Annotated in this window: 19 protein-coding genes; 8 read left to right on the top strand and 11 right to left on the bottom strand. The window is 62.4% G+C overall.

The annotated features are described in order from the left end of the window. The first annotated feature begins 20 nt into the window (after positions 1-20). Together X728_RS162895 and X728_RS162900 are read left to right on the top strand one after the other, a co-directional pair. Entirely contained in the window at positions 21-1,550 is a 1,530-nt protein-coding gene (locus X728_RS162895) for a glycosyltransferase family 39 protein (RefSeq protein WP_023830551.1), read from the top strand. Positions 1,551-1,605: 55 nt separating this feature from the next. Then, positions 1,606-2,913, top strand: coding sequence for a Xaa-Pro peptidase family protein (locus X728_RS162900; RefSeq protein WP_023830550.1), 1,308 nt, complete (start codon positions 1,606-1,608; stop codon positions 2,911-2,913). Here X728_RS162900 and X728_RS162905 read toward each other — a convergent pair. After that, on the bottom strand, positions 2,878-3,705 hold the full coding sequence (locus X728_RS162905) for a PhnD/SsuA/transferrin family substrate-binding protein (RefSeq protein WP_023830549.1): 828 nt from the start codon (positions 3,703-3,705) through the stop codon (positions 2,878-2,880). The genes X728_RS162900 and X728_RS162905 overlap by 36 nt on opposite strands. An 86-nt stretch (positions 3,706-3,791) precedes the next feature. Continuing rightward, positions 3,792-4,802, bottom strand: coding sequence for a fatty acid desaturase (locus X728_RS162910; protein WP_027050294.1), 1,011 nt, complete (start codon positions 4,800-4,802; stop codon positions 3,792-3,794). Positions 4,803-5,032: 230 nt separating this feature from the next. Between X728_RS162910 and X728_RS162915 the strand changes: the two genes are divergently transcribed. Next, on the top strand, positions 5,033-5,890 hold the full coding sequence (locus X728_RS162915; RefSeq protein ID WP_023681768.1) for a helix-turn-helix transcriptional regulator: 858 nt from the start codon (positions 5,033-5,035) through the stop codon (positions 5,888-5,890). Positions 5,891-6,004: 114 nt separating this feature from the next. Then, positions 6,005-7,027, top strand: coding sequence for a betaine--homocysteine S-methyltransferase (gene bmt, locus X728_RS162920; protein WP_023830548.1), 1,023 nt, complete (start codon positions 6,005-6,007; stop codon positions 7,025-7,027). 8 nt (positions 7,028-7,035) lie between these two features. Here bmt and X728_RS162925 read toward each other — a convergent pair whose 3' ends face one another. From X728_RS162925 to X728_RS162955, 7 genes are all read right to left on the bottom strand, one after another. After that, positions 7,036-7,302: a hypothetical protein gene (locus X728_RS162925; RefSeq protein WP_031194729.1), complete on the bottom strand. Its 267-nt coding sequence runs from the start codon at positions 7,300-7,302 to the stop codon at positions 7,036-7,038. 240 nt (positions 7,303-7,542) lie between these two features. Continuing rightward, entirely contained in the window at positions 7,543-9,639 is a 2,097-nt protein-coding gene (locus tag X728_RS162930) for a VWA domain-containing protein (protein WP_023830546.1), read from the bottom strand. 2 nt (positions 9,640-9,641) lie between these two features. Further along, a complete protein-coding gene (locus X728_RS162935) occupies positions 9,642-10,202 on the bottom strand; it encodes an RNA polymerase sigma factor (RefSeq protein ID WP_023830545.1) in 561 nt (186 codons plus the stop codon). Positions 10,203-10,417: 215 nt separating this feature from the next. After that, positions 10,418-11,596, bottom strand: coding sequence for an NAD(P)/FAD-dependent oxidoreductase (locus tag X728_RS162940; protein ID WP_023830544.1), 1,179 nt, complete (start codon positions 11,594-11,596; stop codon positions 10,418-10,420). A 95-nt stretch (positions 11,597-11,691) separates the two neighbouring features. Beyond that, on the bottom strand, positions 11,692-12,429 hold the full coding sequence (locus X728_RS162945) for a dienelactone hydrolase family protein (protein WP_023830543.1): 738 nt from the start codon (positions 12,427-12,429) through the stop codon (positions 11,692-11,694). A 104-nt stretch (positions 12,430-12,533) separates the two neighbouring features. Further along, positions 12,534-13,220: a hypothetical protein gene (locus X728_RS162950; protein ID WP_023830542.1), complete on the bottom strand. Its 687-nt coding sequence runs from the start codon at positions 13,218-13,220 to the stop codon at positions 12,534-12,536. 89 nt (positions 13,221-13,309) lie between these two features. Beyond that, positions 13,310-14,884, bottom strand: coding sequence for a trimethylamine methyltransferase family protein (locus X728_RS162955; RefSeq protein WP_023670403.1), 1,575 nt, complete (start codon positions 14,882-14,884; stop codon positions 13,310-13,312). Positions 14,885-15,145: 261 nt separating this feature from the next. Between X728_RS162955 and X728_RS162960 the strand changes: the two genes are divergently transcribed. Beyond that, complete coding sequence (locus tag X728_RS162960; RefSeq protein ID WP_023688118.1) at positions 15,146-15,844, top strand: B12-binding domain-containing protein; 699 nt, start codon at positions 15,146-15,148, stop codon at positions 15,842-15,844. Positions 15,845-15,932: 88 nt separating this feature from the next. Here X728_RS162960 and X728_RS26295 read toward each other — a convergent pair whose 3' ends face one another. After that, positions 15,933-16,073, bottom strand: a complete 141-nt coding sequence (locus X728_RS26295) for an entericidin A/B family lipoprotein (RefSeq protein ID WP_023688117.1) — start codon at positions 16,071-16,073, stop codon at positions 15,933-15,935. Positions 16,074-16,138: 65 nt separating this feature from the next. On the opposite strand from X728_RS26295, the gene X728_RS162965 reads away from it, so the two are divergent. Beyond that, the gene (locus X728_RS162965; RefSeq protein ID WP_023688116.1) at positions 16,139-16,780 is read left to right on the top strand and encodes a DUF1638 domain-containing protein; all 642 of its coding nucleotides are present in this window, start codon (positions 16,139-16,141) and stop codon (positions 16,778-16,780) included. Between the two features lie 15 nt (positions 16,781-16,795). Here X728_RS162965 and X728_RS0134025 read toward each other — a convergent pair whose 3' ends face one another. Next, positions 16,796-17,434 carry a hypothetical protein gene (locus X728_RS0134025; protein ID WP_023739090.1) on the bottom strand — a complete coding sequence of 213 codons (639 nt, stop codon included), beginning with the start codon at positions 17,432-17,434 and terminating at the stop codon, positions 16,796-16,798. 11 nt (positions 17,435-17,445) lie between these two features. Here X728_RS0134025 and X728_RS162970 point away from each other — a divergent pair, with 11 nt between their 5' ends. Continuing rightward, positions 17,446-18,021, top strand: coding sequence for a DUF4893 domain-containing protein (locus X728_RS162970; protein WP_023700325.1), 576 nt, complete (start codon positions 17,446-17,448; stop codon positions 18,019-18,021). Positions 18,022-18,131: 110 nt separating this feature from the next. Continuing rightward, positions 18,132-18,914 (top strand): formyl transferase, encoded by a 783-nt coding sequence (locus X728_RS162975; protein ID WP_023830540.1) that lies wholly within the window; start codon positions 18,132-18,134, stop codon positions 18,912-18,914. The last annotated feature ends 12 nt before the right edge of the window (positions 18,915-18,926 follow it).

Here is an 18,926-nt window from a genome sequence, read left to right as displayed (position 1 = left end):
CCTATGAGAAGACGATTCCCTTGCGCTATCTAGAGAAATGGACGGACTGGCTCTGCAACGGCAAGGTCGGTCCCTTCAACGCCGCCCTCTTCTGTCTCGCGCCCTACTGCCTGGTCCAGATCGTGGTGATGACGCTGTCGTCCCATATCGTCGGAACCGGCGTCGGCGTCGACGATTCCGAACAGCTGATGTACATGCGCTATTTCTGGGCCGGCTATGGCGGGTCGCAGCCACCGCTTTACACATGGCTTGCCCGCCTGGTCGCCTCCGTGGTCGGAACGAATATCCTCGCGCTCAAGATCGTTAAGTACGTCCTGATCGGACTAGCGCTGGCATCGGTTTTCGCCGCTGTCCGCCGTCTCGGCTATTCGAGCCGAGCCGGCGCCGCCGCTATGTTCGGCCTGCTTTTGTTTCCGCAGATGGTGTGGGAGATGCAGCACGCCCTCACCCACTCGATCGCCGCTTTCTGTTTTTCAGTGGTGCTGTTTCTTGCGCTCGTTGAACTGGTGCAGCGGCGTTCGCTGGCCACCTATGTGCTGTTTGGCGTGGCGATGGCCGCCGCCATCCTGTCGAAATACAACAACGCGATCTTTCTCGGCGCGCTGATGCTGTCCACCCTGTCGCTGCGCGAAACGCGCGGCGTCATGCTCAACCGCCGGTTTTCGATCAGCCTTGTCGTGGCGGTGCTGCTTTGCCTGCCGACGCTCTACTGGAACCTGACCTACACCGACCAGTTGCTGTCGCACAGCGGCGGCTTCGGCATGGGCAGAGGAGAAAGCGCCATACAAACCGCATTCTACGGAATGCGCGGACTGGGCAAGGCTATCCTGTATTTCGCCGTGTTGCCGGCCGGCATATTCGTCGCGGCTTTGCTCATCGCATGGAAAAAGCCGGCGCCCGCGCTGCAACCGGCGCCATGGACCGAGAAACTGGTGTGGCGCACCATCGCTTTTGCCCTGGCGATGACCATCGTGCTCGTCCTGGCGAGCGGGACGACGCAATTTCGCGATCGCTGGATGCTTCCCATCCTTGTGTTGCTGCCGGTCGCGCTGGCCTTGCGGATGGATGCCAGAGGCGACAAGGGAAGGAAGGTGCAGGACGTCGTCGTCTTTGTCGGCGCAACGCTTGCCATCCTCGTGCTGCCGGTGACCTGGTACACGCACCTCAATGGCGGCGACAGCCGCGGCAGCATCGTGCGTGTCGACTACCAGTCGCTCTATGGCCAGCTGACGGCAAACGGTCCGGTTCGCACGGCGATATCGAGCTGGCACTGGGTGGGAAATCTGCGTCTTGTCGATCCCGATCTGGTCGTGCTCGACGACGAGATGCCGGACTTCGGCCATTTGCTGATCGAGCCGGCGGTGCTCGTGATGGCCAATGACAAGGAACCTCCCGAGGGCATCCTGCGGGCCTTGAGCGAGGCCGGCTATGTCGCTGACGGCTCGCCGCAGCAGTTGGTCGTTCCGATGCTGTTCGACAGCGAGCCGCCCACCCGCACGCTGACGGTCACGCGGCTGAAGAAAGCGGCCGCGGGCGCAGCGCCACAGTAAGTCGGCAGGGAGGCGTCGGGTGGAGAAACAAGGGTTCGGTCGTCATCGCAAGATCATGCCGTTCGAGCCCGGCTCGGTCGAAGCCTTGCGCGAAACATCGCGCCAGAAGGCGGCGTCGCTGAACCAGCATGTGCTGGGCTATGGCGCGCTGGCTGAAGCCGAATGGCAAGCGGCAGGCATCGCCGCGCCCGATCTTGCCGCGATGCGCAAATACCGGCTCGAGCGCCTCCGCGCCGAACTGAGGCGCCGAAACTACGCCGGCGCGCTGCTCTACGACCCCGTCAACATCCGCTACGCCACCGATTCGACCAACATGCAGCTGTGGGTCGCGCACAATCCGACCCGCCACTGCTTCGTCGCCACTGAGGGACCCGTGGTGCTGTTCGACTATTTCTCTTGCGAGCATCTGTCCGATCATTCCGGCGTCGTCGACGAGGTGCGGCCGGCAGTGTCGTGGATGTATCTCTATGGCGGCGAGCTGACCGAGCACAAAGTCCGCCGATGGGCGGCCGGCATCGCCGATCTGGTCAAGGAGCATGGCGGCGGCAACAGCCGCATTGCGGTCGACCACATCAACCCGGAAGGCGTCGAGGAACTCGCCCGCCTCGGCATTTCGATCGGCAATGGCGAAGCGGTGATGGAAAATGCGCGGCTGATCAAATCGCCGGACGAGATCCTCGCCATGCGCCGCGCAATCGTCGCTTGCGAAGCGGCGATGGGTGAAATGGAGAAGGCGCTAACGCCGGGCATTTCCGAAAACGAATTGTGGGCCGAACTCCACCGCGGCAACATTGCGCGCGGCGGCGAATGGATCGAAACCCGGCTGCTTGCCTCGGGACCGCGCACCAATCCGTGGTTCCAGGAATGCTCATCGCGGGTGATCGAAGCAGGCGACCTCGTCGCCTTCGACACCGACCTGATCGGCCCCTACGGCTTCTGCGCCGATCTCTCACGCACCTGGCTTTGCGGCGATGCGAGACCATCGAACGAGCAACGGGACCTCTTCCACATCGCCGCCGACCAGATCGCCCACAACACGCAATTGATGCAGCCCGGCATATCCTTCCGCGACCTGGTCGAACGCTCGGTGGTGCCGCCGGGAGATTGCTTCCCGGCGCGCTACGGCGTGCTCTATCACGGCGTCGGCCTCGCCGACGAGTATCCAACCCTGCCGCATGCAAGCGACTGGACGCCGGACACGCCCGACGGCGTGCTGGAGCCGGGAATGGTCCTGTGCGTGGAAAGCTATATCGGCCGTCTCGGCGGCCATGAGGGCGTCAAGATCGAGGAACAGATCCTGATCACCGAGACCGGTAACGAGCAGCTTTCAACCTACAAGCTGGATGCGAGGCTGCTCGGCTGATCCGGCAAGCGCCTCGCGCAGAGCCTTGAGCGTCCTTTCCGGCGTCGTCCTGGCGGTGATGTAGGGCAGGCCTTTGCGCCTTGCCGTCCAGCCGACGACCTTCACGGCGTTTGCCGCAGGTTCGAAACGCTGCGCCAGCGCCCAGCTCTCACAGTCGATGGCAGCTATATCCGCCTTGCCCTCGGCGACCGCGACGATCGAGCCGCGATGGCCACCGCTTTCGCTGCGCGAGGAAAAGATATCCAGGCTTTCGCCGGCGGCCTGCAGATCGCGCGTCAGCGCGATGATGCCCGACATCGAATCGAGGCTGTTGTAGGTAAAACGCTTGCCACGCATCAGATCGAGCGGCAGCAAGGCTTTGCCATCCGCGGGCGAGCGAACTTCCGATCCCTCGCCTGTGCGCATCACCAGCGCGCTGGAATAGAGTTCGCCCTGGCCGCCTTCGTAAGCGTCGTAGCTCGGCTGGCCGACCACCTGCACATGCTTGTTCAGGCCGAGTTCCATCGGCCCCCAGCAGGTCTGCGCGAACAGCAGCGCCGGATGCAGCCAAAGCTGGTGATGGTCGAGTTCGTTCGGCGGCAGTGTCGCCGGATCGGGCGCGATTAGCTTGCCCTCGGCGTCCCGGATACCGCCCGGCACCGGCGGCAGGTCGCCACTGCGGCGCACGATTGTCTGCGGCGCATCGATGCCCTTGTGCCGAAAAGCCTCGCGCAACGCTGCCCATTGCGCGTCGACCTCGCCGCGCACTTCGGGCCAGTCGTACATCGGCAATGCCGCAATCAATTCACTCATGCCGACACTCAATCATCATGGCTCGGGAAAGGATCGCAAAAACGCGGCGTTCAATCAGAATTGGCCGACACCGGGATGTCCGGGGATTATTCCTTCGGCGGCTCGGCCGGAACCGGCGCGCTGCCAAGCCCGCTGATGCTGCGCGCCCTGATGCGCGGCTTGAACGCCCTGCCCGGCTCGGGCTGGCGGCGCAGCACCGGGTGCACGATCGGCTCCTTGGCCTTGAATGCGTAGGCCTTGATCAGTGCGAAATAGTTCGGATAGGCGTAGCCATTGTTCATCCGCAGCCACTCGTCGCGGCGGTCGGCAAACAGTTTTGGAAGCCTGTACCAGGCAACGGTCGGGGTCTTGTGGTGAACGAAGTGCAGATTGTTGTTGAGGAACAGGAACGACAGCGGCGAGCGCTCGATGATCACCGTGCGTCCTTCAGGGTGCTCGCACCACTGATGTTCGGCGAAAGTCCGGACCGCGATCAGCGACTGGCCGAGCCAGACCGGCACCAGAATGTAGAGCCATACGGGAATGCCGAAGCCGAACTGCACGATCGGCACTACGATGGCGAGGCCGATCGCATGCAGCAGCCATGCCTTGCCGATCACCTTGTCGCCGGCAATCACATGCCTGGCGTCGTCGACGAAGAAACCGATGCAGGACAGCCAAGGGCCGAGGAAGAAACGGCCGGCCATGGTGTTGTTTATCTTGAGCAGGAATTTCATCGTCGGCGGCAGATCGTCATGCATCCACAGCGCCTGGTAATAGCTCTCGGGATCGTCGAGCGGATCGGTCAGGCGCTCGTCGGCGTGGTGGCGCAAATGAAGCGTCTTGAAGCGACGGAACGGCCAGACCAGGCCGATCGGCAGGAAGACGAAGGCTTCGTTGATGAGCGCGCTGCGCGTCGGATGGCCATGCAGCACTTCGTGCATGATCGACGACTGCAAGGCCAGGATGAAGCCGAGGAGAAGAAGTGCCAGGATCGGATAAGAGGGCCAGAGCAGGAGCCCGGCAGCGAGCCACATTCCGTAACAGAAGAAAGCGAGAACCACGGTCGGCCACTCGATGGCTGCTGCGTTGCGTCGCTTGATGCTCTTGCCTGTCATGCTATCGACCACTGTCCCTCAGCCGCCGAAACCCCAATTGGTTCCTGACAACATAGTGTCAGGAGAAGCGATTCCACTCAACGAGACAAAGTGTACAAAATGTTGCATTTGCGCATTTTTGACCGCAGATGTTACACATTGTAAACAACCCTAGGGATTCATTTACGCCTGGAGTGCTGATTCGACGGCTATGGCGCAAATTTTTCCTAAGTGAGCGCGGAGAACGAACAGTGGACAAACGGGACCTGTCGGCAATCTTTCGGGAGCGTCTGAAGCTGCTCCTGACACGGTCCGACCTCAACCAGTCGGCCTTCGCGTCAGCAGTCGGCATCGATCGGTCGGCGCTGTCGCAACTGATGTCCGGCGCCTCGACGCGCCTGCCGCGCGCCGAAACGCTGCTCAACATCGCCGCCGAATTCAAGATCTCGCTGGACTGGCTCCTCGGCCTCTCCCAGGACGAAGGCGTCACCGGCGAAATCCGCGAAAGCCTGGAGATCGAAGAGGCGCCCGACGGCTTCGACCGCACGCTGCTCGCCAAATGGTTCGCCGAGGCCGCAGGCACCAAGATCCGCTATGTGCCGGCCGGCATTCCCGACCTCCTGCGCACACGCCAGCTGGTCGACTACGAAGCCAACATCACCAACCGCAGCCGCCTCGCTCAGGCGAGCGAGACGCAGTACCGCATCGAGTACAACCGGCGCCCTGAGACCGACATGGAGGTCTGCATGCCGCGCCACACGCTGGAGATTTTCGCCCGCGGCCTGGGCGTCTGGGACCGCTTTCCCGAGGCTGACCGCCGGCAGCAGCTTGCCCATATGGCGACGCTGCTTGACGATCTCTACCCCACCTTCCGCCTGTTCCTCTATGACGGCCGCATGCGCTATTCCATCCCGCTGACCATCTTCGGCCCTTATCGCGCCGCCATATATGTCGGCGACATGTATGTCGTGCTGAACGCCACCCAGCCGGTCCAAGCGCTGACCCAGCATTTCGACAATCTGATCCGCGCCGCCGACATCAACCCGCATGAGGCCGCCGCCTACGCGCGCAATCTGGCCGGCGCGTCATTTCCATCGGGTTCTGCCTGATCCCCAACGCCCCGGAAAGGTGCACCGCCCGGCAATTGCCGGTCGCAAACACATTGACTGGACATAAAGACTTCTTTATATCCTTATTCCATTCAAATACTGAAAGTCGATCCGATGACCGCGAACAATCCCATCGATGCTCTGCTGGCCGAAAAGGGCGTGCTGCTCGCCGATGGCGCCACCGGCACCAATCTGTTCGCCATGGGTCTGGAGGCCGGCGAAGCGCCGGAGTTGCTGAACGAGGCAGCGCCCGACACCATCACCAGCCTGCACCAGAATTTCGTCGACGCCGGCGCCGATATCATCCTCACCAACTCGTTCGGCGGCACCCGCCACCGGCTGAAGCTGCATCATGCGCAGGACCGCGTGCATGCGCTGAACAAGCGCGCCGCCGAGATTGCCCGCGCGGTCGCCGACAAGGCCGACAGGAAAGTCATCGTCGCCGGCTCGGTCGGTCCGACCGGCGAGTTGCTGGTGCCGCTCGGCGCCATGACCTATGACGAAGCAGTCGAGGCTTTTGCCGAGCAGATCGAGGGTCTCAAGGAAGGCGGCGCCGAAGTCGCCTGGATCGAGACCATGTCTGCGCCGGACGAAATCCGCGCCGCGGCGGAGGCCGCCATCCGCGTCGGCCTGCCCTACACCTATACCGGTTCGTTCGACACTGCCGGCCGCACCATGATGGGCCTGCTGCCCAGGGATATCCACGGCGTCGTCGACGGACTTTCAGAGACACCGCTCGGTGTCGGCGCCAATTGCGGTGTCGGCGCCTCCGACATCCTGGCCTCGCTGCTCGACATGACCGAGGCGAAGCCGGAAGCGACGGTGATCGTCAAGGGCAATTGCGGCATTCCCGAATTTCGTGGCACCGAGATCCATTATTCCGGCACGCCGGAGCTGATGGCCGACTATGTCCGGCTGGCGGTGGATGGCGGCGCGAAGATCATCGGCGGCTGCTGCGGCACCTCGTTCCAGCACCTTGCCGCCATGCGCAAGGCGCTCGACGCGCACACCAAATCCGAACGCCCGACCGTCGCGGGGATCGTCGAGCGCATCGGTCCGATGCGCAACAAGGTGGCAACGGAAAACACCGCCGAGACCAGCGAAGCCCGCCGCGAACGCCGCCGCAGCCGCGCCTGATATCGAACTTATTCGCTGTTTTCAGCGTAACGCGATAGCGCCGTCTTGAAATCCGGGGCGGTGCCGTTGGCGTTGCCGCTCATCGTCACCAGGTCACCCGACGACTGCGGATTGCCGATCTGCTCCAGCATGACGCGAAAGCGGTCATTGGTCAGCGCCGACTTTGCGGTATTCCGGGCTGCGTCGACGTCATCCATGATGCGCCTGGATTCTGGCGACAGCGTTCCCGACGCCTGCGTGTGTCTCACCGCCGGAGTCGTGTTTCCAATGTTCATGATCTGCAATTCCCGGCTCCCCAAGCCCAGTCCCGACCCCGTGCAATAATAGCAGGGCATTGCGATGACGTTCCGGAAAAGCCGCGCAATTTAACTATCAGGCGGATCATCTGTGCGCTTCGGATCAATCGATCCGAAAAAAGGCCGGCAGGGTTTCCCCCGCCGGCCTGCCTCACCCGCCCGTAGCCGGTTCCCCGTATCAGAACGACCCCCGTCTGAAAGGAACCGGCGTTATTGCCACTACCGGTTACCGCCCAGCGCCGAGGCAAGGCGCACAAGCGAAAGGAACTCGGACCTGTACCCAAACGGGTCGGCTCCTCGGGCGGCGGTGGCAATCTCCATGATCTTGTCGTAGCCGAACTTCGCGGTCGCATCCTCGTCGCGCAGCTTCTGGCCGAAGGCGGCGACAGCGACGGAGAAACGCTGGTCGGTGCTGGCCTGGTCGAAGGACGCGACCTCGTTGGCCGAGGTCACCGGCGTGGTGATCAGCTTCGAGACGTCTTCGTTCGGCAGCTTGTAGCGGATTTTCACAAAGGCATATTCGTCGGCATTGGCGACGCCGCCATTGTTGACCGTTGCCTGGCCGTAGCGCAGCGGATCCATCTGCTCGCCGCCGCTGCCCTTCGGCGTGATCTCGTAGATGGCGGTCACCGAATGACCGGAGCCGATATCGCCGGCATCGACGCGGTCATTGTTGAAGTCCTCGCGGTTCAAGGCGCGGGTTTCATAGCCGATCAGCCGGTACTCCGAGACCTTGTCCGGATTGAACTCGACCTGGATCTTGACGTCCTTGGCGATGGTGAACAGCGTCGAGGAGGCATCCTCGACCAGAACCTTCTCGGCCTCGGCCAGCGTGTCGATATAGGCGGCGGTGCCGTTGCCGTTCTGGGCGATGGTCTGCATCATCTGGTCGTTCAGATTGCCGCGGCCGAAGCCGAATACCGACAGGAACACGCCGGTCTTGCGCTCCTGCTCGATCAGCCGCTTCAGATCGTCGTCATCGGTCTGGCCGACATTGAAGTCGCCGTCCGTGGCCAGCATCACACGGTTGATGCCGTCCTTGACGAAGGACTGCTGGGCAAGCCTGTAGGCTTCCTTGATGCCCGCCTCGCCGGCCGTCGAGCCGCCGGGCGACAGATTGTCGATGGCGTTGAGGATCTTGTCCTTCTCGGTAACCTTGGTCGGCATCAGCACGGTGCCGGCGTCACCGGCATAGGTGACGATCGAGATGGTGTCGTCCGCCTTGAGCTTGCTGACCAGCAGCCGGAAAGCCGACTTGAGCAGCGGCAGCTTGTCAGGCTCGTCCATCGAACCCGAGACGTCGATCAGGAACACCAGATTGGCCTTGGGCTGCTCGACCGGCTTGATGTCGAAGCCCTTGATGGCGACGTGCATCAGCTTGGTGTGCCCGTTCCACGGCGTCGGCATGACGCTGACGGTCGAGTTGAACGGCGTCGAAGCCGAGTCCGGACCCTTCCAGTCATAGGGGAAGTAATTGACCATCTCCTCGACGCGGACCGTATCGGCCTGCGGCAGGTAGCCCTGCTTCAGCGAGCCGCGGACGAAGGAATAGGAAGCCGTGTCGACGTCGATCGAGAAGGTCGAGACCGGATCCTGAAGGGCTGCATGCACCGGATTGGTCTTGAAATCCTCGACGCGGTCGCGGTTTGGCTCCTGCGGCGCAATCTGGTCGGCCGGCATCGTCGAAGGCTGTGCCAAGTACTTGGATTCGGTCGCGCCGGCCATGCGGTCGACCCGCGCGCCGCCGGCCGGGGCAGCGGTGCCGTCAAGCGAAAACTCGCGGCTCTCAACTGGCGCAGGCTCGGCCAACACGCCGCGCCCCAGCGCATCCTGCTGCGCCGGGGCGACAGCAACGGTCGATTCGGGCTTCGGCGGCGCGGGTGGCGTAAGCGGCGTAGTGGTGTCGCGGCTTCGCACATCGGCGTCGGCCTTCTTGTCGCCTTCAGGCGCCTGCTTTTCTTTTACCGGCGCGTTGATCGCCGGCTTGTCGGCCAGCGTTTCGGTGATCTTCTCGTCGCCGCCGAACGGCAACGGCTGTTCCCTCAGTATGTGGAAGGTGGCGTATCCGGCGATCGGCAGGGCGACGAGCCCGGCAATGGCTGGCGTGGCGATGAGTTTCTTTTGCATGATCTCGCTCCAGAGCTTTTGTGCTCGCTCTGTGAGACGAAGCCCGCCGACCGATCCTTGGGTGACGGCAGAAATATTTTCCTGATCATAGGCGCTCATGGCGGCTTCGAAGGCGCGTGCCTTCGCGCTTTCGCCCGGCGCCGGTACTGCTGCGTCGCGCAGCCTGTTGAGTTCGTTGTCGTCGACCATGGTCACACTTCCCCGGCTGAACGAATCAACGTCTTCAGCCGTTTCTTCGCTTCATGGATGTGCCAGGAAACCGTCGTCTCCGAGATTGCCATCGCCTCGGCGGCGGCCGCATGGCTCAAACCTTCGCCATAGACCAGAAGTACTGCATCGCGCTGCTTGTCCGGCAATTGCCGCACCGCTGCCCAGAGCGCCTCAGTGGGATCTTCAGGTTCGGCCGGGGCCTCTCCCGATATCATGCTGTAGGCGCCGAAAGCCTCGCTCTTGACGTTTTCGCGCGTGGTCTTGCGCATCATGTCGCGCGCCGCGTTCAACGTCACGGAATAGAGCCATGTCGTGAACGCGCCGCCGCCGCGGTAGTCGCGGATCGCCTTGCCGAGACGGACACAGACCTCCTGGGCGATGTCTTCGGCATCGGCCTTCTTTCCGCACCAGCGATAGGCGGCGCGATAGACGAAGTCGTAGTGCCGCTCCAGCAATTTGCCGAAGGCGCCCCTGTCTCCGCCCTTCGCCCGCCCGATCAATTCGGCGTCGGAGGCTTCGCTTTCATCCAGCATCATCGCCATCATTTGCCTGTTGGACGAAGGCTAATGGCCAATCCTTGGGGTTATGGAAAGATTTTTTTCCGAGGCGACGGATGCACGCGCAACAGGTGCGCTGAGATTCAGGTCAGGCCGAGCCGAAAACGATGGATTTCGAGAACCGGAGCGGAGCGTACTTTTGGTACGCGAGCACCGGAAGCACAGAAAGCCGTCGTTTGCAGGCCGGCCTCACCTGAATATCAGCACACCTGGCCCGAGGCCCAGCCGGACGACCAAGCCCACTGAAAATTATAGCCGCCCAGCCAGCCGGTGACATCGACGACTTCGCCGATGAAAAACAGCCCCGGCACGGATTTCGCCTGCATCGTCTTCTGATCGAGCCCGTTGGTATCGACACCGCCAAGCGTCACTTCCGCCGTGCGGTAGCCCTCGGAGCCGGCCGGCTTGATGCGCCAGTCGTTGACGGCGGCTTCGACGGTTTTCATTTGCAGGTCTGTCAAATCGGCGAGATTGCCATCGATCCCGCTACGCTCGGCGACCGCTTGCGCAAGGCGCTTCGGCAAATGGTTTGCCAGCACCGTCTGCACCGCTTGCCTGCCGTTGACGCGCCGGGCGGCGCGAAGCAGTTCCGCCACATCCATCCCCGGCAGCATGGCGATGCGGATCTCGTCGCCCTCGCGCCAGTAGGACGATATTTGCAGGATGGATGGCCCGCTCAAGCCGCGATGCGTAAACAGCATCGCTTCTGAAAACCGCGTCTTGCCGCAGGCGACTTCGGCATCGACGGCATTGCCGGCCAAGGGCGCCAGCCGCTCCAGCGTTCTTGCGTCGAAGGTAAGCGGCACCAGCGCCGGCCGTGTTTCCACCACCGCAAGGCCGAATTGCGCAGCAAGCTCGTAGCCGAAACCGGACGCGCCCATTTTGGGGATCGACTTGCCCCCGCAAGCCACGACCAGCGAATTGCAGGCGACGCTGCGAGTGGAGAGCGTCAGCACAAAACCGTCCGCGGCCTTGCTGACGTTCCTCACCTCGGTCGACAGCGCAAGTTCCACGCCCCCATCCTGCATTTCGGAGACCAGCATGTCGATGATCAGCCGCGCCGAGCCATCGCAAAACAGCTGTCCCAGCGTCTTCTCGTGATAGGCGACGCCGTGGCGTTCGACGAGCCCGATGAAATCGCGCTGCGTGTAGCGGCTGAGCGCCGAAATGCAGAAATGCGGATTGCCCGAGATGAAATTCTTCGGGCTCGCATGGATGTTGGTGAAGTTGCAGCGGCCGCCGCCGGAGATGCGGATCTTCTCGCCGGGCTTTGTCGCGTGATCGAGCACCAGGACCGAGCGGCCGCGCTTGCCCGCCTCGATGGCGCACATCATTCCGGCCGCACCGGCGCCGATCACCACGACATCATAGGATTGCATCAGGCTGTTCGTTCCCGCTCGACTGGCGCTGTTTTAACAGGCCGCGCCAATCGTGCAGTCTCTACCCGTTCGTTGCGACTTCAGGCAACGCCTCGTTAGATCAGCGTCTCGGCGAACAGCGTCGTCAGTCGCTTCCAATGACGTTCGGCGCCGGCCGCGTTGAAGACGCTGTGGTCCGACACGCACCAGCCATGCGCCATGCCGGCATAGTTTTCGATGGCGTGGTCGACCTCCGCCACGCGCAGCGCCTCGACCAGCCGCGCCGACTGCTCCGGCGGAAAGCTGCGGTCGACGCCCGATGTCCCGGCATAGACGCGCGCCTTGATCATTGCGGCCTTGCGGTGCGGGCTGTCGGCGGCATCGCTGGCCAGATTGCCGCCATGGAAGCTCGCCGCTGCCACGATGCGATCGGGATAGGTTGCAGCCGCATTCAAAGCCCGCGCCCCGCCCATGCAGTAACCGACGACACCGACCGGTCCGGTGACACCTTCAGCGGTAAGCGTGTCGAGGAACGCCCTGCTGTCGCGGATGGTCATGTCCTGTGTCGTGCCGTGGACCAACGCCGTCAGCGCGACCTTGGTCTCCTCCACGACGAAAGCGGTCTTGGGCTCGAACGGCCCGTAAGGTGCTTTGCGATAGAAAAGATCCGGCACCAGCACCGCATAGCCCTCGCCTGCCAGCCGCTCCGCCATTGCGTCGAGCGCCGGTCGCGGACCGAAGGCGTCCATATAGAGAATGACACCGGCCCTGGACGGGGAAGCGGTCGCCGAACGGAACAGCCCCACTTTCGCTACGCCGTCCTCGGTTTTTATCTCAATGTCCTGCTTCGCCATGGCGCGCCCGGTTGATTGTCGTGTGATACATATAAGCAGGCATTGTCAGGGCAAGCCGTTCCCTGACAATCCCGTTCAACACTTTGTGCGGGCTTTCGACCCGGCTACAGGCCGGCAAACGCCGTCATGTGAAAGGCCTGAACCTCAGGCGGATAGCGATGGGCCGTGCCATACGGACAGGCGTTGCGGTCGAGGCAGCCGCCGCCGCGGCATGGTTCGCCCTTCGATCCCCGCACATGCGCCAGGCAAGCCTGATGAGCGAAACCATCCGCGGAATAGGCATCGACCGGACAGGATTTCAGGCAAGGTTTTGCGACACAGGCGTCGCAAAGGTGAATCGCTTCGCGACGTTCAGGAAGCGCGATCTCATCCTCGAACAGCAACGCGCCGCGATAGGCATGCCAGAGCCCGTACTGCGGATGCATCAGGATGCCCAGCGGCGACGGTCTCAGCCCCTCCGCTCGCATCGCCCATTGCTGGAACGGCAGATAAGGTCTGTCCGAAGGCGAAACGGCGCGCGCGCCGAATTTCTCCGCCACCGCACCGATCACTTCGCGCGACCATGTGTCGAGCGGATTAGCAATGGTTTGCGGTTGCCGGTCGCGCCAGCGCAGGAAATGCGGCCAGGGTGCCGCTCCCGCCTGCCCGACCAACAGCACGGATTTGGCGGGGGCAACTGAAGGGCCATGCGGCGGCGTTTCGCTTGTTGCGAAATTGAAGCCACCGCGCAGGATGAGGCCGTCAGCGGAAAGCGCGGCCGCTATCTCGTCAGCCCGGCGCCGCGCAATCATCCCTTCTTGTCCGGGTCGGAGAAAGCGCTCCCCCAGACTTCCTTGTGGATGATGTTGGCGACTTTAGCCCCGCCTGACTCGGGCTCCTTTCAGGTGAAGGCGTCAGCCATCGACGCCTTCTTCGTCGCGATGTAGTCCTTCAGCCCGTCGTCGATGCCCGGATCGAGATACGGCGCCTCATAGGTCTCCAGCCAGCGGCGGGCGAGTTCGTTGGCGCGCTGCGGCGCTGTCTTCTCGCCCTCGGCCAGCCATTGCTCGTAGGAATTGTTGTCGGCGATGCTGGAGCGGTAGAAGGCGGTCTGGAAATTGGCCTGGGTGTGGTCGCAGCCGAGATAGTGGCTGCCCGGGCCGACCTGGCGGATGGCGTCCATCGCCTGGCCGTTTTCCGAGAGGTCGACGCCTTCGGAAAACTTTTGCGTCATGCCGAGCTGGTCGATGTCCATCATGAATTTTTCGTAGCAGGACGCCAGTCCGCCTTCGAGCCAGCCGGCCGAATGCAGGACGAAATTGGTGCCGGCAAGAATGGTCGAGTTGAGCGTGTTGGCGCTCTCATAGGCGGCCTGCGCATCCGGAACCTTGGAGGCGCAGAGCGAGCCGCCGGTGCGGAACGGCAGGCCGAGGCGGCGTGCAAGCTGTGCGGCGCCGTAGGAAACCAGCGACGGCTCCGGCGTGCCAAAGGTCGGCGCACCAGACTGCATGGAGATCGACGAGGCGAAGGTGCCGAACAGCACCGGCGCGCCGGGACGGATCAACTGCGTGAAAGAGGCGCCGGCCAGCACCTCTGCCAGAACCTGCGTCAGCGTGCCGGCAACGGTCACCGGGCTCATCGCGCCGGCTAGGATGAACGGCGTGACGATGCAAGCCTGGTTGTGGCGCGAATAGACTTTCAGCGCGCCCAGCATGGTTTCGTCGAACACCATCGGCGAATTGGCGTTGATCAGGCTGGTCAGCACGGTGTTGTTTTCGACGAAATCGTCGCCGAACACGATCTTGGCCATGGCGACGGTGTCTTCGGCCCGCTCCGGCGCCGTCACCGAACCCATGAACGGTTTGTCCGAATATTTGATGTGGCTGTAGATCATGTCGAGGTGGCGTTTGTTGACCGGCACATCGACCGGCTCGCACACCGTGCCGCCCGAATGGTGGATCGACGGCGCCATATAGGCGAGCTTCACGAAATTCCGGAAATCCTCGATCGTCGCGTAGCGCCTGACACCGTCGAGATCGCGCACGAAGGGCGGACCATAGACCGGCGCGAAGACCGTGGCGTTGCCGCCGATCTGCACCGAACGCTCGGCGTTGCGCGCATGCTGGGTGTAGATGGGCGGCGCGGTCTTCAGCAGCGAGCGGCAGAGGCCCTTGGGAAAATGCACGCGCTCGCCCTTGACGTCGGCGCCCGCCTCTTTCCAAAGCTGCAGCGCCTCGGCGTCGTCGCGAAAGATGATGCCGATCTCTTCCAGCACCGTATCGGTGTTGTTTTCGATAATCGCCAGGCCTTCCTCGTTGAGGACCTCATAGATGTTGATCTTGCGCTTGATATAGGTGAGCTGGGTGCCCGGTCCGCCGCCCGAGCGCGCCGCCCGCCTTGCAGCCGCACCGCCGCTGGCAGCACGTCCACGTCGCGCATTGGACGCTTCCTGGTCGACTGACGCGTTTTCACTCATGATCGTTTTTTCCCTAAAAACCGTTTGCGGCCGCGTATGGCGGCTTCTCGCCCGGATCGTAGCCATGCACCCTATTCGAAACGGCCCGCCAGCGCCAACGCCTGTCGCAAAATCGACAAGAATTCCAATAGATTTGCGGTCGCTTTCCTTTTGCGGGAAGTCGCAAATCAGCTATGGATACCTGCCCCCGCCGGGTTAGGTATTGACGCGATTATTTTAAGCCGCCGTGATCGCATCCGCGCGGCAAGGAGCCCGAGAAAAATGGCCGACGACGAGATCATCCTCTCCGAGCTTTCCGACGACGAGTTGGTGCAGCAGATGCACGACGATCTCTATGACGGGCTGAAGGAAGAGATCGAGGAAGGCACCAACATCCTGCTCGAGCGCGGCTGGGTGCCCTACAAGGTGCTGACCGAAGCTCTGGTCGAAGGCATGCGCATCGTCGGCGAGGACTTTCGCGACGGCATCCTGTTCGTTCCCGAGGTGCTGCTGTCGGCCAACGCCATGAAGGCCGGCATGTTCATCCTGCGCCCGCTGCTGGCCGCCACCGGCGCGCCGAAGCAGGGCAAGATGGTGATCGGCACCGTCAAGGGCGACATCCACGACATCGGCAAGAACCTCGTCGGCATGATGATGGAAGGTGCCGGCTTCGACGTCATCGATCTCGGCATCAACAATGCGGTGGAAAAATACCTCGACGCCATCGAGCAGCACCAGCCCGACATTATCGGCATGTCGGCGCTTTTGACCACGACCATGCCCTACATGAAGGTCGTCATCGACACGATGAAGGAAAAGGGCATCCGCGACGACTATGTCGTCCTGGTCGGCGGCGCGCCGCTCAACGAGGAATTCGGCAAGGCCGTCGGCGCCGATGCCTATTGCCGCGACGCGGCTGTGGCGGTCGAGACCGCCAAGGACTTCATGAAGCGCAAGCATAACGTGCGCGCTTCAGCCTGATCTGTTCTGCAAGGCGTCTGGCCCACAATCGAAAGCCGCGCCTTGCAGCGCGGCTTTTTTGTTCCAGCTATTGGAACGGATGGCTGCGTCAGGGTTTGGTGACGGTGTCGTCGACGGCTTTCGCAGTCGATTTGATATCCCGGCCGACGCCACGGACGGTGTTGGCACAGGCCGTAAGCGCCAGGATGCAGGCAAGGATTGCAATCGGCGCAACGCGTAACAGTTTCATGGACGGTTTATCCCTCTCTCGATAGATTCGCCCCACAGCAACGAAGGCCGCTTCGACCGGGTTCCATGGCCAGAATGCAAAAAACGAAACCGAATCAAGACGACAGGCTGCTGGTCATCGCCTGTGGAATGATTGCGCGCGAAGTTTTGGCCGTCAAGGAGCAGCTCAAGCTCGACCATCTTGACCTGACCTGCCTGCCGGCGGAGTTCCATTTCTACCCCGACCGCATCGCACCGGCGATGGACAAGGCGATCGAAAAGGCCAAGGCGGAAGGCTATAGCAACATCTTCGTTGGCTATGCCGATTGCGGTACCGGCGGCATGCTCGACCGGGTCCTGGAGAAGCACGGCGTCGAGCGCATGGCCGGGCCGCATTGCTTTGCCTTCTACCAGGGCATGGACGCCTATGCGAAGGTCGCCGACGACGACATGATGTCGTTCTACATGACCGATTTCCTGTGCCGCCAGTTCGACGCCTTCTTCATGAAGCCGCTCGGCCTCGACAAGCACCCGGAACTGATCAAGGACTATTTCGGCAACTACCAAAAGCTGATCTACATCGCCCAGACCGACGATCCGGAACTCGACAAGGTCGCCGAGAAGGCCGCGAAGATGCTTGGCCTCGCCTATGAGCGCCGCTCGACCGGCTATGGCGACCTGACGACTGAATTGGCGCGGGTGGCGGCACATCCAGAAGAAGTGCGTTAGGCGCCCGACTTCGGATTATTTGCTCTCCGGTTGCGGATCCGACACGAAATCGACAACGCGGCCGTTGTCTAACCGGATCGGCCCTCTTGCAGTTGGATCCTTGCGCAAAGCCTCTGCAAGCAGAGCGTCGACTGTGTCGAGATTGACCTGCAGAATTGTGCGGTCGCCCAGTTCCCAGTACTCGCCTTCATCGAAGACGTCGAACTTGTCGAAAAAAGGAGCAACTTTGCGAAGCAACTCGATGATCTCGATATGCGCCTCCGACCCCGCAAACTGCGTCTTGCAATATTGCTGCATGAAGAGGTCCCTGTCGAACTCGAACCTTAGGCGATCCGACTTGGGATGCGGCAGGCATTCTATCCCCAAGACCGGGCCGATATAGTCAACGCTGCGTTCGTCGATGACCCGGTTGAGAACCATTTCGGCCTCGTCTATCGGTCGAAATCGCCAGTCTCGAGCGATGGCAAGCGCTTCAACTTCCTGCAACAGCGCAACATATTGTTCCTCTCCGCGCAGTTGTCCCTCAAAATGGATTGTAACCCCCACGCGCACCTCCCGCGGAACATACCGCTGTTTAAGCACGGATGACAGGCCGCCGCGAATGGGTAAGTGTGCACTGGAAGATAGAATCGGCTGCTCCAGCCGCGCCAACATGGATACCACCGATGACCCCTCGCGTCCTGCTCGCCGCCCTTGGCCTCCTCTGCCTCGTCTTGCCCGCTCGCGCCGACGGCGAGGTGCAGAAGATCATCACGCCTGCCGACAAGGTTCGCCTCGACAAATATGGCGAGACCCGCAAGGCGGCGCTGGCCGAGGCAAAAGCGGGAGACCCGGCTGAGGTCAGCCAACTCGACGCGCTGCTGGCAAAGCCGATAGTGGCCTTTTCCGACAAGGACCTGAGCGGCAACTGGCAATGCCGAACCATCAAGGTGGGCCTGACCGGCCCGCTGGTCATCTATGGCTGGTTCAAGTGCAAGGTCACGGACGATGGCTCCGGCTGGCAGCTGGAAAAGGTCAGCGGCTCGCAACGCACCAAGGGCCGTTTCTTCGACGATGGCGAAAAACGCGCGATCTATCTCGGCTCCGGCTATGTCAATGACAACAAGCCAAAACCCTATGGCAGCGGCCCGGAAAGCGACCAGGTCGGCTATGCCTTCCGCACCAGCGCCAATGAATGGCGCATCGAATTCCCGGCGCCCTACTACGAATCGAAACTCGACATCATCGAGTTCAAGCGCTGATCCGTTGGTCTCTCGCTGGCCGGGCGGTCATCAAGATTTAACCTCGCCCGGCACAGAATTGAGCCGGGCAGCGCACGGCAAATGGTTGCGCGCCGGCAAGAAAGCGCGCCATGGCATCAGCGGTTGAAAAAAGTGCTGCGATCGTCATCATCACCGAAGGCGGGCCGCACATCTGGGCCATCGTCAACGCCATCGCCGACCAGCTCGACCCTGTCAGCGTCATCCTCGAAAGCCCTGAATCCAAAAAGCAATTGCTGCTCGGCCGCGCGCGCCGCCAGGGCTGGTTTTCGGCCATCGGTCAACTCGGCACGATGGTGTTGACGAGGCTCGGCAAGCGCTTCTTCGCTGGCCACGCAGAGCGGCTCATCGCCGATCAGAAGCTTGAGACCGAGCCGAAGCCGGGACAAAAGATCATCCACGTCTCCTCCGCCAACGCAGCCGATTGCCTGCAGGCGATCGCCGACATCCGCCCGGGCGTGGTGCTGCTCGCCGGCTGCCGGCTCTTGTCCCGGCAGACGCTGGCGCAAATGCCCTGCCCGGTGCTCAACTACCACGCCGGCATCGCGCCCAAATACCGCGGCATGAATGGCGGCTACTGGGCGCTGGCCTGCGGCGATCCCCAGAATTTCGGCACCACCGTGCATCTGGTCGACGCCGGCGTCGACACCGGCGGCGTGTTGAAACAGGCGCGCGGCAAGCCGGAGCCCGGCGACACTATTTCGAGCTATGCGTTGCGCCAGGCGGCGTTCTCGCGTGACATCTGCGTCGAGGCGGTCCGCGGTGCCTTGGACGGAAAGTTGGCCACGATCAAGCCGGACCTGCCCTCGAAACAATGGTACCACCCGACGATCTGGTTCTATCTCTGGACCGGCCTGACCAAGCGGGTTTGGTAGCCAGCCTTCCCT

The sequence above is a fragment of the Mesorhizobium sp. L103C119B0 genome, assembly GCF_000502235.1.
Lineage (GTDB): Bacteria > Pseudomonadota > Alphaproteobacteria > Rhizobiales > Rhizobiaceae > Mesorhizobium.
The sequence above is the reverse complement of the archived record's forward strand: the minus strand, read 5'-3'. Positions and strand labels throughout refer to the sequence as shown.

Bases quoted from the DNA above. Each gene is read 5' to 3' on its own strand.
- X728_RS162900 (WP_023830550.1), top strand. From the start codon at position 1,606: ATGCCGTTCGAGCCCGGCTCGGTCGAAGCCTTGCGCGAAACATCGCGC.
- X728_RS162905 (WP_023830549.1), bottom strand. From the start codon at position 3,705: ATGAGTGAATTGATTGCGGCATTGCCGATGTACGACTGGCCCGAAGTG.
- X728_RS162910 (WP_027050294.1), bottom strand. From the start codon at position 4,802: ATGACAGGCAAGAGCATCAAGCGACGCAACGCAGCAGCCATCGAGTGG.
- bmt (WP_023830548.1), top strand. From the start codon at position 6,005: ATGACCGCGAACAATCCCATCGATGCTCTGCTGGCCGAAAAGGGCGTG.
- X728_RS162925 (WP_031194729.1), bottom strand. From the start codon at position 7,302: ATGAACATTGGAAACACGACTCCGGCGGTGAGACACACGCAGGCGTCG.
- X728_RS162930 (WP_023830546.1), bottom strand. From the start codon at position 9,639: ATGGTCGACGACAACGAACTCAACAGGCTGCGCGACGCAGCAGTACCG.
- X728_RS162935 (WP_023830545.1), bottom strand. From the start codon at position 10,202: ATGGCGATGATGCTGGATGAAAGCGAAGCCTCCGACGCCGAATTGATC.
- X728_RS162940 (WP_023830544.1), bottom strand. From the start codon at position 11,596: ATGCAATCCTATGATGTCGTGGTGATCGGCGCCGGTGCGGCCGGAATG.
- X728_RS162945 (WP_023830543.1), bottom strand. From the start codon at position 12,429: ATGGCGAAGCAGGACATTGAGATAAAAACCGAGGACGGCGTAGCGAAA.
- X728_RS162950 (WP_023830542.1), bottom strand. From the start codon at position 13,220: ATGATTGCGCGGCGCCGGGCTGACGAGATAGCGGCCGCGCTTTCCGCT.
- X728_RS162955 (WP_023670403.1), bottom strand. From the start codon at position 14,884: ATGAGTGAAAACGCGTCAGTCGACCAGGAAGCGTCCAATGCGCGACGT.
- X728_RS162960 (WP_023688118.1), top strand. From the start codon at position 15,146: ATGGCCGACGACGAGATCATCCTCTCCGAGCTTTCCGACGACGAGTTG.
- X728_RS26295 (WP_023688117.1), bottom strand. From the start codon at position 16,073: ATGAAACTGTTACGCGTTGCGCCGATTGCAATCCTTGCCTGCATCCTG.
- X728_RS162965 (WP_023688116.1), top strand. From the start codon at position 16,139: ATGGCCAGAATGCAAAAAACGAAACCGAATCAAGACGACAGGCTGCTG.
- X728_RS0134025 (WP_023739090.1), bottom strand. From the start codon at position 17,434: ATGTTGGCGCGGCTGGAGCAGCCGATTCTATCTTCCAGTGCACACTTA.
- X728_RS162970 (WP_023700325.1), top strand. From the start codon at position 17,446: ATGACCCCTCGCGTCCTGCTCGCCGCCCTTGGCCTCCTCTGCCTCGTC.
- X728_RS162975 (WP_023830540.1), top strand. From the start codon at position 18,132: ATGGCATCAGCGGTTGAAAAAAGTGCTGCGATCGTCATCATCACCGAA.